This window comes from Paenibacillus sp. FSL R7-0312 (assembly GCF_038004445.1).
GTDB lineage: Bacteria > Bacillota > Bacilli > Paenibacillales > Paenibacillaceae > Paenibacillus_AQ.
Window position 1 is genome coordinate 2,455,824 of the sequence record NZ_JBBORE010000001.1, and the last position, 15,014, is coordinate 2,470,837.

The window sequence follows — 15,014 nt, forward strand, 5'->3', positions numbered from 1 at the left end:
CATACTAAATTATTCAATAAATAGGGCCTTAATGTATATAAATATTTCGATTTTGGGAGGTTATGAAATGTTCAAAGGAATGGCGGGCAGGAAGGTGACTCTTGTATGCTGCTTAAGTCTATTACTCTCGTTCAGTTTGTTAAGCGCTTGCAGTGAGGATAACTCTACCCCTTCAGATACTTCCGGGGAGAAACCGTCTATCTCGATTCTGGCACCGCTGCATTTCCCGCAAACGCCTTCCAAGGATCTTATCGCCGAGATTGAGAGATTGACCGGAACGCAGCTGAATATTACCTGGGTGCCGGAGGGCGTATACTCGGACAAAATGAATACGGCGCTGACCAACGGTGCCCTCGGCAAAGTTACATTTGTCAAATTCACCGATTATAATCCGGTCAAGAATATGATCCGTTCCGACGCTTTTTGGGAGATTGGCCCGTACTTGGAGGAGTTCCCGAATCTGCGCCAGCTGGATGCTTCTATCCTTAAGCAGACCACAGTGGACGGGGGGATTTATGGCCTCTATACGGAAAGACCCGCTTCCAGGCAGGGAATTATTATCCGTAAGGACTGGCTGGAGCATCTGCACCTGAGTCACCCGGGGACACTGGATGAGCTGTACGAGGTGATGAAGCAGTTCACCTATAATGATCCGGACGGGAACGGCAAAGCGGATACCCTCGGACTGGTAGACCGGAATGACCTGGTGTACGGGGTATTCAAGACGTTAAGCTCCTATTTCGGCACGCCGAATAACTGGAAGATTGAGAACAACCGGTTCATTCCGGAATTCGCCACCTCTGAATACATGGACACGATGAATTTCATGCGCAAATTATATAACGAGGGGATTATCAACCAGGATTTCGCCCTGACGAGCAAGGAGGTGCAGCGGGATAAGTTCATCCGCGGGACGGCAGGGATATTCATCGGGAGTATGACAGACGTGCAGCGGCTCTCCATTGAGGCCAAGGCAATTAATCCCCAGGCAGAGCTTACTCTGATTAACCGGATTAAGGGGCCGGACGGGTACAAGGTATGGTCAATTCCCAAGTACAACGGCCTGTATCTTTTCTCCAAAAAAGCCATTGCCACAGAGCAGGAACTGAAACAGGTACTCGGGTTCTTTGACCGCACGATGGATAAGGATGTAGCCAACCTGATGGTGTACGGCTTCGAGGGCCGGCATTATCAGCTCGATGGGGAGGGGAAGGTGATCCTTCCAGAGGAAACCTCCCAGCTGCGCGTATTCGAGGTGAATCCGCTCTATTCCCTGATGATTGCCGATATCGGCAACAATAATATTATGGAGGTCGCGCAGAAGGAGCAGCTGACGGCCCTTGCCGACCAGCTCAGCCAGGATAATGAGCAGTTCCTGGTCGATGACCCGACAGTACGTTTAACCTCCGCTACCTATGATGAGAAGAACGCCGAGCTATCAGCCATTATCGTGGATGCTACCTATAATTATATTCTGGGCAAGATTGATGCGGACGGCTTCGCCAGTGAGGTCGAGAAATGGCAGACCAGCGGCGGCAGTATGATTATCCAGGAATATATGGAGGCGGAGGCTAAGGCTCGGGCTAGCGAGGATTAATTGATAAATGTACATATTTAGCTTGTCCACCCAGAAGCTTTGACGATAACCCAATTTCGCCAAGCGCTCCCAGCTTCATTCCGGGACACTCAGTAATATCGTTCATGGGCACCAGCTCATTGCGATGCAGCAGCTTGACCGGATCACTCAGGCTATAGGGCAGGAGGAAGGCTTCTTCTATGATTTGTGTATAGATAATTACATTATCGAAGGTTCTTCACTGGCGTAGAATTGGTCCGCTGCTGCTCCGCTGTGCAGATCTGGACAAGCTGGACTGCATTCAGAGAATTGCCCGCCATATTATGGAGAACCTGATGTACGCTCCCCTGCTGTTTGATACGGCGGAAGAGCATAGATCCTCTCCACGGGTCTGGCCATGGAACAGTGAAACTGCAACGCAGTCCCAAGTGGATACTTACTTAAGTCAAATGGGTTACTCAGGTAGTCCTTTTGGATATGTTTACTCAATTCCTGGGATTATCTCATACGGACCTGGTCCAAATTCTATAAATCACTTTGCAAGAGCTACCGCTGCTTATGTTGCTAAAGCAAAATGGGGAGAAGCAGAACTGATGCAGACTTCTTGGGATCCGTATAAACCGACGGGGCCATACGGACCGGCACAAAGATATTATAACTAAATTATACAAGGAGTATCTGAATGAAGAAAATTGCTGCTTTACTATTCATTGTTTCGTTTGTTGTGGTATTTTCTTTGACTTCAAATTTGAAGGCACATGCAAGTGTTGAAGAACAAATAATTTCAAGTATAAATAAAATTCAAGATTTCATTGTGAAATCATCTTCGACAGATTTAGCATTTAGCTCAAGCCCATATTCTTATATTAAAAACAATAAGGATTTTGATGACATTGTTGCTTTGGGTGATCCAGCGTTGCCTGTACTCAAAAACATGTTGGACAATTCGCAACAGAGCGGTTTAATTGAATATATTTACGCAATTGCTATTGAGAAGATATCTAAAATTGATCTTAGAAAAGAAGTGAATTGGGAAACTGCGAAGGATTTTTCAGCAAAGTATACAGCCCATGTAAAGGAGATTCCTGATAAAGTAGACTCAATATCAAATGAAGGCATTAGTGACAATGAAAAAGTCAATAAATTAAAGGATTTGGGAACACCTGCAATTCCCTATATATCACAAAAAATTGAAGAAGGACAAAAAGAATTAGCTCCTGCATTGGATTATCTTACTGATAATGAATCTCAAGATGATTTTACAAACTGGAAAAAGGAAAATGCGGATAAAGAAAGTCTTCTCAAATCGTTTGTGGAGCAAAACAGCAAATAATAACCGGGTTTTCAATTTAGAGATATTTTATGATGAGTGAACAATACCAATACGGTTATCCAATTGCGAAAACGAATGGGTATCCGTTTTTTTGGCGTGCAAAGAACTGCTTTTTTAATGTTGAGAGTTGAAACAAATGGAGATTAGGTTAGCATTGGACGCATAAGCTGTCTGCGGATTTCCACCGCGAACGCAAATTAAATCAAACCCTCTGCATACTGGCAGCGGCGGGGCTTTCCTTTGCCTCCCCTTTCAAGGATATACATTGAAAGGCCCCATCCGTGGAGTGAAGTGCACCCCTTAGAGCGGCAGAAAGGGACGGAGGGAGGTTTGGAGCTGTAGGAGCGATAGCGTCCGCCTTTAGGTATGGATTTCTACCGCAAGCAGCGGTCCGAATCAAGAAATCCAAACCTAACAGCGGCCGGAAGTCCAAAGCTCACGCAGTCCCGCCCGCCGCCGCTCCCAAGTCCTGCCGTACTCTCAGCTCCACTGGTTACCCCTCAGCTTCACCGTTCCAACTAAGCTCCTTTCAATGTATATCCCCCCAATCACACGATAATCATTAACCCACACCCCCAGCCCCAGCGAGCCTTTATGAGGAAATGATTGTATTCGTAATCCTCCATGAACTGTAATGTGAGGCTTGTAACCAATACAAGTTAAACGGAGGTCAAAAAGGAATGACGAAAAAATCCTTCACCTTGCTCCTCAGCTCACTGCTGACACTCAGCATGCTGTCCGCCTGCGGCGGCAACAACAATAATGAGGCGGCGGCAACCAAAGATCCAGGCACCAGCACCGGGACCAACACGGCGGCAACAGAACCGGCAGCAGAGCCGGAGAAACCGACAGAAATCAAAATCATGCTCCCGCTGAACACGACAGATACTCCGCCGGACACGATCAAGACGGAAGTGGAGAAATTGACGAATACGAAGCTGACCTATCAATTTTTCCCGGCAGATACGTATGAAGAGAAGCTGAACTCCTCCTTCGCCACGGGCTCACTGCCGCAGGTTACGTATCTGAAGAATCAGACGACCTTCCTGCAGATGAAGGAAGCGATCAAGGACGGACAGTTCTGGGAGATCGGGCCGCTCCTTAGCGAATTCCCTAACCTGAATAAGCTGAAACCGGAAATCCTGGGTAACACCAAGGTAGACGGCAAGCTGTACACCTTGTATATCGGCCGTCCGCTGGCCCGTCAGGGGATTATCTACCGTAAGGACTGGGCGGATAAGCTGGGACTTGCAGCACCTGCCAATACAGAGGAACTGTTCACAATGGCTAAAGCGTTCACGGAGCAGGACCCTGACGGCAACGGGAAAAAGGATACGATCGGACTTGTTGACCGCAATGAGCTGGTGTACGGCGCATTCAAAACCGTCTCTTCCTGGTTCGGCACACCGAACAACTGGGCGGAGAAGGACGGCCAGCTGGCACCGGAATTCACCTTCCCGCAGTACTTCGACACCATGGATTTCTTCAAAAACCTGCGTGACGGCGGATACATGAATCAGGACTTTGCAGCAACCAGTAAAACGGATGCGGTAAATATGTTCACCAGCGGCAAAGCAGGACTGTATATCGGCGGTTCCATGCAGGATATCGATTCCCTGAACAAGGACCTGATCAAGAACGTTCCGGATGCTGTGCTGGACACACACAGTATGGTGGCCGGACCTGACGGCAAGTTCGCCCAGTGGATGATTCCAGGCTATAACAACGTAGTGCTGTTCCCGAAATCAGCGGTTAAGGATGAGGCAGAGCTGAAGAAGATCCTGGCCTTCTTTGACAAAATGATGACCCCTGAAGTGGCCAACCTGATGTACTGGGGGATTGAAGGAACACACTATACCGTTGAGGACGGCAAGGCCAAAGCTACAGACAATAAAGAGCTGATCGAACGCGAAGTCAAAGGCTTCAAAGACAGCGTAATCGGCGAATACGAAACGAACGGCATGTATCAGAGTCTGAACGTGCTGCCGGGCCGCATTCATGCGGAAGAGCTGGTGCTGGAGAATGTGAAGGTAGGGGTCGCAGATCCTACGGCGGCACTCGATTCGGCAACCTATACGTCCAAGGGCGTTGAGCTTCAGCAGATCATTACGGATGCCACTTATAAATACATGTACGGTCAGCTCGATAAAGCCGGATTCGAGAAAGAAGTCGAGAACTGGAAGAGCCGGGGCGGGGCCCAAATCATCGAAGAATATAACGCCGCGTACAAAAAATAATCAGAACGCAGCAGCTTTGACTGCAGGCTGACCACATGAAAGAAGGCTGCCCCGGGTTAGCGCTTCGGCAGCCTTTTTTTTCAAATATAGAAGAATTTACAGAGAAAGGAAGAGAATCATGCAGGAAGTTACCGCCCAGCCCCGTGTAGTTCCCGAACCGAAGCCTAAGAGCTATAAGAGCAGCAGCGAGCTTAAGAAAAGGCTGTGGAGAAATAAATTACTCTATGTGATGCTGATCCCCGGAGTGCTGTATTTCATTGTCTTCAAATATTTACCGATGTACGGGCTGATTATCTCCTTCCAGGATTACAAGCCTTACCAAGGGATTACAGGGAGCGAGTGGGTTGGAATGAAGCATTTCAGCCGGCTGTTCACCGAACCTGATTTCCTGAACATTCTGGGGAATACCCTGATTCTGTTCGGGATGAATATTCTGATTTATTTTCCGATTCCGATTATCCTGGCCCTGATGCTCAATGAACTCAGAGGCACTTTCTTCAAAAGATTCTTCCAGACCCTGGTCTACCTGCCTCACTTCATGTCCTGGGTTATCGTCGTCTCGATTTCCTTCGTCATGGTGACGATGGACGGGGGGATTATCAACGAATTGCTGGCTTACTTCGGATTCTCCAAAATCAATTTCCTGCTGAGTCCCGGCTGGTTCAGACCGATGTACATCATTCAGGTCATCTGGCGGGAAGCGGGCTGGGGTACGATTATTTATCTGGCTTCCATCGCTGCGATCGATCCCGGACTCTATGAAGCTTCGCGTATGGACGGAGCCGGAAGGCTCAGACAAGTCTGGCATATCACACTGCCGGCGATCCGCGGAGTCATTATTACCCTGTTTATTCTGAAAATCGGTTCCGTTCTCGATCTTGGATTCGAACATGTCTACCTGCTGCTCAATTCCATGAACCGGGAAGTTGCGGAAATTATCGATACGTATGTCTACACCGCCGGCCTGCGGCAAGGGCAGTTCAGCTATAGTACAGCCATCGGCTTCTTCAAGTCGATTGTGGGTCTAATCATGGTGGTGACCGTCAACAAGGTATCCAAGAAAATAGGAGAAGAAGGCGTTTATTAAAATGCCGCAGGAGGAATTGAAATGGTAGAAGACCGTACGATTAGCGGCAGAATATTCTCCGCTGTCAACTTTACACTGCTTGCCATCATCGCGCTGGTAACGGTGCTTCCCTTTGTCCATGTAGTAGCAGGGTCCTTCACAACCAGCGCAGAGCTGGCAGCCAACAAATTTGTACTGATTCCGAAAGTGTGGAGCCTGGAGGCCTACAAATTTATTTTCTCAACGAATACAATCTTCAGAGCCCTGGGTGTGTCCATCGGGGTAACGCTTATAGGGACTTTGTTCAGTATGTTCATCACGTCGCTGATGGCTTACGGTCTCTCCCGCAGGGATCTGGACGGACGCCGGGTATTTAACTTCCTAGTGGTGTTCACGATGCTGTTCCACGGCGGAATGATTCCAACGTTCCTGGTGGTCAAAGAGCTGGGCCTGATCGACTCGTATTCAGCATTAATTCTCCCATCGGCAATCAGTGCTTTCAATATGATTATCCTGAAGAACTTCTTTCAGAACATTCCTGAAGGGCTGGAGGAATCGGCCAAAATCGACGGCTGCAATGACTTCGGCATTCTGTTCAAAATCGTATTGCCGCTATCGCTGCCGGCGATTGCCACCATCTCCCTGTTCTATGCGGTGACGTATTGGAACACTTATATGAGCGCCATTCTGTATCTGGATAACAGCGCCAAGTGGCCGATTCAGGTCCTGCTGAGACAGATTGTCGTGCTGGCCAGCGGGATGGATCACAGTGCAACGCTCGATGGATCGGTGCCGCCGCCGGATCAGACGATCAAAATGGCTGTTATCGTGGTAGCCACGCTGCCGATTCTGATGGTGTATCCGTTCCTGCAAAAGCATTTCGCCAAAGGCGCGATGCTGGGCTCTATGAAGGGCTGATGCTGAGGGCAGGCCGGGTATTCTGAAATATGAAAGGGGTATAACAATGATAGGCAGTCTGCCGCAAACACCTTTAGAATGGGCGCAAAAGGCCTGTGATTCTTTGATGGATACGTATCAAGCGGGGGAGCTTCCGCCTGCGCACCGCTGGCATTATCACCAAGGCGTGTTTCTATGCGGAATGGAGCTGCTGTGGGAGGCTGTCCGCGAGGAGCGCTATATGGAGTACATCCAGCAGTATGTGGATGATCTGGTGGATGAATACGGCAATTTCTATTTTGCCCGGGATGAGCTGGATGCTGTACAGGCGGGGCTGCTGCTCTTCACGCTGCATGAACGGACCGGGAAGCAGAAGTACCGGGAGGCTGCGGCCAAGCTCCGTAATCTGCTGCTGACGCTGAACCGGACCTCCGAAGGCGGTTATTGGCATAAGGACAAATATGCGAATCAGATGTGGCTTGACGGGCTGTATATGGCCGGGGTTTTCTCTCTGAAGTATGCGAATGCCTATGGAGAAGAAAGCCTGCGCGCAGCGGTACTGCATCAGGAGCGTCTGATGCGCAAATATATGAAAGACGAGACTACCGGCTTGCTCTACCATGCCTGGGATGAGAGCCGCCGTATGCCGTGGGCGAATCCGCAAACCGGCTGCTCGCCGGAGTTCTGGAGCCGGTCACTCGGCTGGTACGGGCTGGCGCTCTCACAGTTCATGGATGAGCTGCCGGTAGAGGAGCCTGGCCGCGCAGAGCTTGCCGCTGAACTTAGCGGCTTCGTGCAGGCACTTATCCGCTATCAGGACCCGCAGAGCGGCCTGTGGTATCAGGTGGTCGATAAGGGGAATGAGCCGGATAACTGGCTGGAAACCTCCGGCTCCTGCCTGTTCGTCTACACGATTGCCAAAGCAGTGAAGCTGGGAATCATGCCGGCAGAGGCTCAAGTCGCTGCGGCAGCTGCGGCACGGAAAGGCTACGAAGGCTTAATTCAGGTGCTGCAGTGGGATGAGCAGGACCGGCTGATTCTGCCGGATATCTGCATCGGGACCTCAGCAGGGGATTACCGTAACTATATAACCCGTCCTAAGGTCAGCAATGACCTGCACGGAGTAGGGGCACTGGTAATGGCCTGTGTGGAGATGCAGGATTTGTATCCGGCAAGGGTGTAGCAGCGTTTGAGGCTGGCGGCGGGTCCGGCAGAATCGTAGTGGAGTTTGAAGTGGCTGTATCCAGCGGAAAGCGAAGCAAAGCTTGAGACGGCCTGGACCAGCAGTGGATTAGTAGAAAGGAGGCGCACAGTGTTTAATATTGCGGATTACGGAGCGCTCCGGGACAGCGGGGTTCCGGCAACGGCAGCGATTGCGGACGCCATCTGGGCGGCGTACAGCGCCGGCGGAGGCACGGTGTATGTTCCGGCCGGTACATTTGTGACAGGTGCAGTGCGCCTGTGCAGCAACATTCAGCTGCATTTAAGTGCGGGAGCGGTATTGTCCTTCAGTACCGATCCTGCGGATTACCCGGCCGTGGAATCACGGTGGGAAGGGGTGAAGCAGGAGGTGCACGCGGCCTGCATATATGGAGCGGGTCTGACCAACGTCTCCATCACAGGCAGCGGGACGATCAATGGAAACGGTGCGCCATGGTGGGAGAAGCACCGGAACCACCCGGAAGAGCTGGAGTATCCCCGCCCGAGATTAATCGGCTTCGACAACTGCAGCCGGGTAACGATCAGGGATGTCCAGCTGATCAATTCTCCGAGCTGGACCGTGAATCCGATCGGCTGCAGCAATGTAATGATCGATAATCTGTCCATCCTGAATCCGGCGGATTCGCCGAACACGGATGGCATTAATCCAGAGTCCTGCCGTGACGTCCGCATCAGCAACTGCCACATCGATGTGGGCGATGACTGCATTGCCATCAAGGCAGGCACCGAGGACACCAAGGAGCGGATTCCCTGCGAGAATATCACGATTACGAACTGCGTCATGGTCCACGGCCACGGAGCGGTGGTGCTGGGCAGTGAGATGAGCGGCGATATCCGTAACGTGACGATCAGCAATTGTGTGTTCAAGCAGACGGACCGCGGCATCCGCATGAAATCGAGGAGAGGGCGCGGCGGGATCATTGAAGATATCCGTGTCAGCAACATTGTGATGGAGGATGTCATCTGTCCCTTCACGCTTAACCTGTATTATTTCTGCGGGCCGCGGGGTAAGGAGAAATATGTCTGGGACAAGAACCCGTATCCGGTGACGGAGGAGACCCCGCAGTTCCGGCGGATTCATTATGCCAATATTACGGCCCGCAATGTCCACGCTGCGGCGGGATTCCTGTATGGGCTTGCCGAGCAGTATGTATCGGAAATTACCTTCACTAATATTTACATTTCGATGGCGGAGCATGCGGTGCCCGGCCATCCCGATATGATGACAGGCATGGAGAATATGCAGCGCCGGGGCTTCTACCTGGGCAATGTCCGCGATGTGCAGTTTCAGCAGGTCAGTATTGAGAACCACGATGGACCGGCCTTTTATGTGGAGAACGGGGAAGATGTGGAGTTTATGAACTGCCGTTCGAGGAATACGGCTAAGCCGGAGAAGCTGGTGGAGCAGGTTACGGTGGAACTGGCGGGGTGATGAATTTCAGCAATCCCGGGGATGAAATCTTCCGGATTTAGCAAGCAAGCTGAACAATAAGAGCCTGGTCCTGTTGAGGGACCGGGCTCTTATTGTATGATCAGGGCAGCGCAGCCGATGAAAACCTATATCAGCCAAATGTCACCAAGTTCACTCACACGAGACTTAGTTATGAAAGAACTAATATCGTTTGCCTTATATAACGAACCGGTATATGCACAACAGGAATATTGTACAATTCTAGATACAATATCCTGCGAGCAAGTTTTGGAGCAATTATCGGCCTGGCTCGACATGGGAGAAGAAATTTCTATTGTAGTTGACGAAGGTTGGCCGGATGGAAGCTTGTCCACGATTTTAGGATAATCTTAAGAATTTAATAAGAAAAATACCACAAAAGCTTCTGGGATTTTCTGATACAATGGCTGTATTTCATGCAGTGAAGGCGGCGATACCCAAATGATTGAAAATATACTGGTGGTGGATGATGAGCAAGCTATCACCGATCTTATCGAAATCTACTTGAAAAATGAAAATTACAACGTTACTAAATTTTATAATGGGCAAGATGCCCTGAGATATATTGAGCGCGAAAAGGTTGACCTCGCTATTCTGGATGTTATGCTCCCGGATATGAACGGGTTTACTGTGTGCCAGCGTATCCGGGAAAATCATCATTTTCCTGTCATTATGCTTACGGCCAAGGATGAAGAAACGGACAAGATTACGGGTCTTACTCTGGGGGCGGATGATTATATGACAAAGCCGTTTCGTCCGCTTGAAATGGTTGCAAGGGTAAAGGCACAATTGCGCAGATACAAAAAATATCAGCCCATGTCAAAGCCGGACGAAGGTATCATATCGTATTCGGGATTAGTTATGAATGTGAACACGCATGAGTGTTGGCTTAACGAAGAAACGTTGTCCCTTACGCCCACGGAATTTTCAATCTTGAGGATGCTGTGTGAGAATAAAGGTAAAGTGGTCAGCTCTGAACAATTATTTCATGCGATATGGGGCAATGAATATTACAATAAAAACAACAATACCATCACTGTGCATATCAGGCATCTGCGGGAAAAAATGAGTGATTCCGTGGATCATCCGAAATGGATTCGGACGATATGGGGGGTGGGGTATAAAATTGAAAAGTAAAAAACAATTGACTGTGAATTATGCAAAACTAAGAATGAAAGTATTTATTCGGATGCTTATGCTGATTCTCCTTGCTCTTGTGGCAGTGGACGGACTGTATCTATTAGTGCGGGGACGGCTGGGAGAGGGTGGCATCCGGCTGTTGCAATACGTCACTGGCTACGAATATAAACACGCGCTTTCCATTTATGAAAGTGTACTTCGTGAACATTGGGAAATTATTATGCTGATAGCCATATCGGCTTTTTTTCTACTATTTTTCTATTTTTCTTTATCATGGTTTACTAAATATTTTAATGAAGTCAATACAGGAATTGATGCCTTAATTCAGGATGATGCCGAGATTAAGCTGTCGCCGGAGATGTCTTCAATGGAAGAAAAGCTGATATTTGTTAAGCAAACTCTTCAAAACCGTGCGCTGGAAGTACAGGTGGCAGAGCAAAATAAACGAGATCTGGTGATGTACCTGGCCCACGATATCAAAACACCGCTGACTTCAGTCCTGGGATATTTAAGTTTGCTGAATGAAGCCCCGGAAATGCCGGATGAGCAGCAACGACATTATATGAAAATAGCTTTGGATAAAACCTATCATTTGGAGAGTTTAATCAACGATTTTTTTGAAGTTGAACGGTATAACCAGCAAACGATCCAGCTGAATAAGCAGATTGTCGATATCTCTTATATGCTGATCCAAATGCCGGATGAATTTTACCCTTCTCTCACGCCTGCCGGTAAAAAGATGATTGTTGATGTAGAAGATACTATAACGGTCCATGGGGATTCTGAGAAATTGGCACGGGCATTCAACAATATTCTGAAGAATGCCATTGCCTACAGCGATGATAACAGCACGATTGAGGTATCAGCGAAGGTTCATGAGGGGATGGCAACGATTACCTGTCTGAACACCGGAGCGATGATCCCGCTTGATAAGCAGGATAAAATATTTGAGAAATTCTACCGCCTGAATGATGCCCGTTCAACGAATACCGGAGGCTCGGGGCTTGGACTCGCCATAGCTAAGGAAATTGTAACCCGTCATGGGGGACAGATCGATATGCAGAGCGAAAACAGGAAAACGGTATTTCGTGTAAGGCTGCCGCTTATTTCACAAGGAGGTCAAGATGGCTGATTTAATGGGTTATTTTATCATAGGAGGTATTCTGATCGTCGCGGTCATGGTACTCTATCTGCCGGTATTTTTCTTGCTGAAGGGGCGGGTAAGTTCAGTCCGGCAACTATGCATTTTGTTTTTTGCCGGGTCCTGTCTTGTTGTGCTGTACGCTACTATCTTTTCGGCCTGGGGGGAAGACGCCTTTCACCCGGAGCACTATCATTTGAATCTCATTCCCTTAAGCGGGTTAGAAGCCTCGGAAGGAATGTCAGAGGATAAAATGATTGTGCAGGCCGTTGCCAATATCATTATGTTTCTGCCCTGTGGTTTTTTTCTGCCCTCGGTCTTTTTACGGCTGCGGTCCTTCGGCCGAACGGCATTAATAGTATTTGCCGCAAGCTCCTCTATTGAATTTTTGCAATATTTTCTTGGGGCAGCTGCAGACATCGATGATATTATCCTGAACTTTTTGGGAGGAATACTCGGCTATGCCTTGTTTGCGGGGTTCTCCCGTTACCTTCAGCACCATAAGCGTACTCTCAAAGGTCGGCAGTAATCTTCCGATAACAGCGAAAATTAATATTTTCTTAGGATTCTCTATATTAAATGACGATGCAATCTTAAAGTTCAATCTGCTTGCCTGCGGTAGAATAAATACCGGGTAAGCAGATTTTTGTTTGTAATGGCAATTATACAAGATTTCCAGGGAGGACGGAATATGGAATTGGTGCTGGATAAGCTGACCAAATAATTTGGACGTAAAACCGCAGTTGATCAAGTGACGATTCGAATGAAGCCCGGAGTGTACGGCATGCTGGGAGCGAACGGGGCTGGCAAAACAATCTTGATGCGCATGATCTGCGGTGTGCTGAAACCTACTCGGGGCACTGTTTTTTTGGATGGAAGGGCTGTGGAGGATCTAGGGGAGGATTATCGCAATCTCCTCGGATACCTTCCGCAGGATTTTGGATATTATCTCGGATTTCACCGCCGAGGATTTTATGCTCTATGTTGCCGCGCTGAAGGGAATTCCCCCGCAGAAGGCCAGGGGCCGCAGCAAAGAGCTGTTGGCACTGGTTGGACTAACTGAAGTCTCAGCTAAAAAAATTCGCACTTTTTCCGGTGGGATGAAGCAAAGATTGGGAATTGCTCAAGCAGTTCTTAACGACCCGCGCATCTTGGTGCTGGACGAACCCACAGCCGGACTTGACCCGAAGGAGCGGGTGCATTTCCGTAAATTAATTGCGGATTTCTCCAAAGACAAGATCGTTATACTATCTACTCATATTGTATCCGATATCGAATATATTTCCGACACGGTTCTAATGATTAAGGATGGAAAGCTGATTATTAACCGTCCGGCCGACCATATCGCTCACGAAATGGTCGGCAAGGTATGGAGATGTGTGGTGCAGAAAGAGAAGACCGAAGAGGTCAGCCGTTTATTCTGTGTGGCCAATCTGCATCACGGAGATGACAATACGGTTATACTCCGTGTGCTCAGCGATGAGATTCCGCTTGAGGGAGCCGTGAATGAGGCACCTACGCTTGAGGATTTGTACTTGTATCATTTTCAAAATGACATTGCTGAATACAGGGGGATCAAATGAACAATTTATTCAAATACGAGTTTATGAAAATTGCCAAAAAGAGAATGAATCTGATCGTGGTTCTGGTCAGTTTGTGCTTAACCCTGTTCCTATTTATCTTACCTGTCAAAAGTTACATTTCCCTGGAGCGGGATGGACGTCAGATCAATGGCCTTGCCGCCATCCGGCTTGAGAAGGAGTACGGCCAAGAGCTTGCAGGTACGCTCACTGAAGAGCGGGTAGCAAAGGACATAGCAGCCTATCAAACATTATTCTCCAAGCCTGAGCATGTGCTCAAAGACGGGAATCAGGTGAATCTGAAGGATGACATTTATGCCCGTTATGTGTTGCCGTATTACTCTTATTACAAAATGATTGACGATGCTTTTTTGGAGCCGCAGGTTACAGATAATGGACTTACGGTGCTCCGGGATATGAAGCTCGGGATCCCGCAGGGTTCTACCAGGCTCGTGCGGACAAGGTGAAGAATTATTTGAATATTGATTTTTCCGACTGGAACTATTCCTCACAAGAGAAGGAATTCTGGAATGCCAAGAACAGCCAAGTGGAAGCTCCTTATGTATACGGCTACCATGCCGGCTGGAAAAGCTTGTTCCAGTGTTTCGAGTTGCTGATTGTTTCCATTATAGCTATCTGCATTTGTATTGCTCCTGTTTTCGCAGGAGAATATCAAACAGGTGCGGACAGCGTCATTCTGTCCACCCGATACGGCAAATCCAAATTAATAAAGGCGAAGATTGCAGCGGCGTTCTTGTTTGCCTTGCTGGTCTTTACCGTTAATCTTTTGTTGGCTGTCGGAATTCAGCTTGTTGCGTTTGGAACGGGAGGCTGGAACCTGCCGCTGCAAATTTTGAATGTTACGATTCCCTACCCGTTCTCCCTGCTGGAAGCAGCATTGATATGCCTAGCGGTTCTTTATTCGGTACTGATTGGGATGGTCTCGGTAACCCTCCTGCTGTCCGCCAAAATGAAAACAGCGTTTGTAGTGCTTGTAATAGATGTGCTGATTATTTTGCTTCCTGTCTTTTTGGGACTTAGCGGGTCGAACGGCGTACTGAATCATATTCTGATGCTGTTTCCGTACATGGCGGTTCAGCCCGCATTTCCCGCCGAGTATACTTCGTATTTTTCTTATCCGTTTCCCGGACTGACGGTAGACATTATCACCATGAGGATTGTGTTTTATGTGGTGATATGTTTAGTAAGTCTTCCTTTTATCGGGCGTGCATTTAAGCGTCATCAGGTCCAGTAGGTTTAGTCCGGTGATGGCAAGCCATTCCGTTTTTTGCCGGTAGCCTGAAAGCTGTTTGTACAATGACGGAGCCTTTTATTTGCTCAACCTTCTCAATATATCTTTTTTCTTCAACCCG

Annotated in this window: 16 protein-coding genes; all 16 read left to right on the top strand. The window is 48.5% G+C overall.

What is annotated here, in order from left to right:
• The first annotated feature begins 67 nt into the window (after positions 1–67).
• Complete coding sequence (locus MKX70_RS10830) at positions 68–1,597, top strand: extracellular solute-binding protein (protein ID WP_340840001.1); 1,530 nt, start codon at positions 68–70, stop codon at positions 1,595–1,597.
• A 314-nt stretch (positions 1,598–1,911) separates the two neighbouring features.
• The gene (locus MKX70_RS33410; protein WP_445323659.1) at positions 1,912–2,238 is read left to right on the top strand and encodes a DUF7689 domain-containing protein; all 327 of its coding nucleotides are present in this window, start codon (positions 1,912–1,914) and stop codon (positions 2,236–2,238) included.
• 20 nt (positions 2,239–2,258) lie between these two features.
• Complete coding sequence (locus tag MKX70_RS10835) at positions 2,259–2,909, top strand: hypothetical protein (protein ID WP_340840002.1); 651 nt, start codon at positions 2,259–2,261, stop codon at positions 2,907–2,909.
• 680 nt (positions 2,910–3,589) lie between these two features.
• The gene (locus MKX70_RS10840) at positions 3,590–5,146 is read left to right on the top strand and encodes an extracellular solute-binding protein (protein ID WP_042239542.1); all 1,557 of its coding nucleotides are present in this window, start codon (positions 3,590–3,592) and stop codon (positions 5,144–5,146) included.
• A 118-nt stretch (positions 5,147–5,264) separates the two neighbouring features.
• Positions 5,265–6,233 carry an ABC transporter permease gene (locus MKX70_RS10845; protein ID WP_042139871.1) on the top strand — a complete coding sequence of 323 codons (969 nt, stop codon included), beginning with the start codon at positions 5,265–5,267 and terminating at the stop codon, positions 6,231–6,233.
• Positions 6,234–6,254: 21 nt separating this feature from the next.
• Positions 6,255–7,130: a carbohydrate ABC transporter permease gene (locus MKX70_RS10850; protein ID WP_042239540.1), complete on the top strand. Its 876-nt coding sequence runs from the start codon at positions 6,255–6,257 to the stop codon at positions 7,128–7,130.
• Positions 7,131–7,176: 46 nt separating this feature from the next.
• Complete coding sequence (locus tag MKX70_RS10855) at positions 7,177–8,292, top strand: glycoside hydrolase family 88/105 protein (protein WP_042239538.1); 1,116 nt, start codon at positions 7,177–7,179, stop codon at positions 8,290–8,292.
• 129 nt (positions 8,293–8,421) lie between these two features.
• Positions 8,422–9,762 carry a glycoside hydrolase family 28 protein gene (locus tag MKX70_RS10860; protein WP_042239537.1) on the top strand — a complete coding sequence of 447 codons (1,341 nt, stop codon included), beginning with the start codon at positions 8,422–8,424 and terminating at the stop codon, positions 9,760–9,762.
• A 117-nt stretch (positions 9,763–9,879) separates the two neighbouring features.
• Positions 9,880–10,128: a hypothetical protein gene (locus MKX70_RS10865; RefSeq protein WP_197072996.1), complete on the top strand. Its 249-nt coding sequence runs from the start codon at positions 9,880–9,882 to the stop codon at positions 10,126–10,128.
• A gap of 93 nt (positions 10,129–10,221) precedes the next feature.
• On the top strand, positions 10,222–10,917 hold the full coding sequence (gene vanR, locus MKX70_RS10870; protein ID WP_042239536.1) for a VanR-ABDEGLN family response regulator transcription factor: 696 nt from the start codon (positions 10,222–10,224) through the stop codon (positions 10,915–10,917).
• Between the two features lie 34 nt (positions 10,918–10,951).
• Complete coding sequence (locus MKX70_RS10875; RefSeq protein ID WP_052416860.1) at positions 10,952–12,052, top strand: sensor histidine kinase; 1,101 nt, start codon at positions 10,952–10,954, stop codon at positions 12,050–12,052.
• Positions 12,045–12,590: a VanZ family protein gene (locus tag MKX70_RS10880; RefSeq protein WP_042239531.1), complete on the top strand. Its 546-nt coding sequence runs from the start codon at positions 12,045–12,047 to the stop codon at positions 12,588–12,590. The genes MKX70_RS10875 and MKX70_RS10880 overlap by 8 nt, the downstream gene beginning before the upstream one ends.
• A 255-nt stretch (positions 12,591–12,845) precedes the next feature.
• Positions 12,846–13,124, top strand: a complete 279-nt coding sequence (locus tag MKX70_RS10885) for an ATP-binding cassette domain-containing protein (RefSeq protein WP_269322082.1) — start codon at positions 12,846–12,848, stop codon at positions 13,122–13,124.
• Positions 13,006–13,644 (top strand): ATP-binding cassette domain-containing protein, encoded by a 639-nt coding sequence (locus MKX70_RS10890; protein WP_340841645.1) that lies wholly within the window; start codon positions 13,006–13,008, stop codon positions 13,642–13,644. The genes MKX70_RS10885 and MKX70_RS10890 overlap by 119 nt, the downstream gene beginning before the upstream one ends.
• The gene (locus MKX70_RS10895) at positions 13,641–14,108 is read left to right on the top strand and encodes a hypothetical protein (protein ID WP_340782566.1); all 468 of its coding nucleotides are present in this window, start codon (positions 13,641–13,643) and stop codon (positions 14,106–14,108) included. Before MKX70_RS10890 ends, MKX70_RS10895 begins: the two co-directional genes overlap by 4 nt.
• An 8-nt stretch (positions 14,109–14,116) precedes the next feature.
• On the top strand, positions 14,117–14,896 hold the full coding sequence (locus MKX70_RS10900; RefSeq protein WP_340840004.1) for a hypothetical protein: 780 nt from the start codon (positions 14,117–14,119) through the stop codon (positions 14,894–14,896).
• Positions 14,897–15,014: the final 118 nt, after the last annotated feature.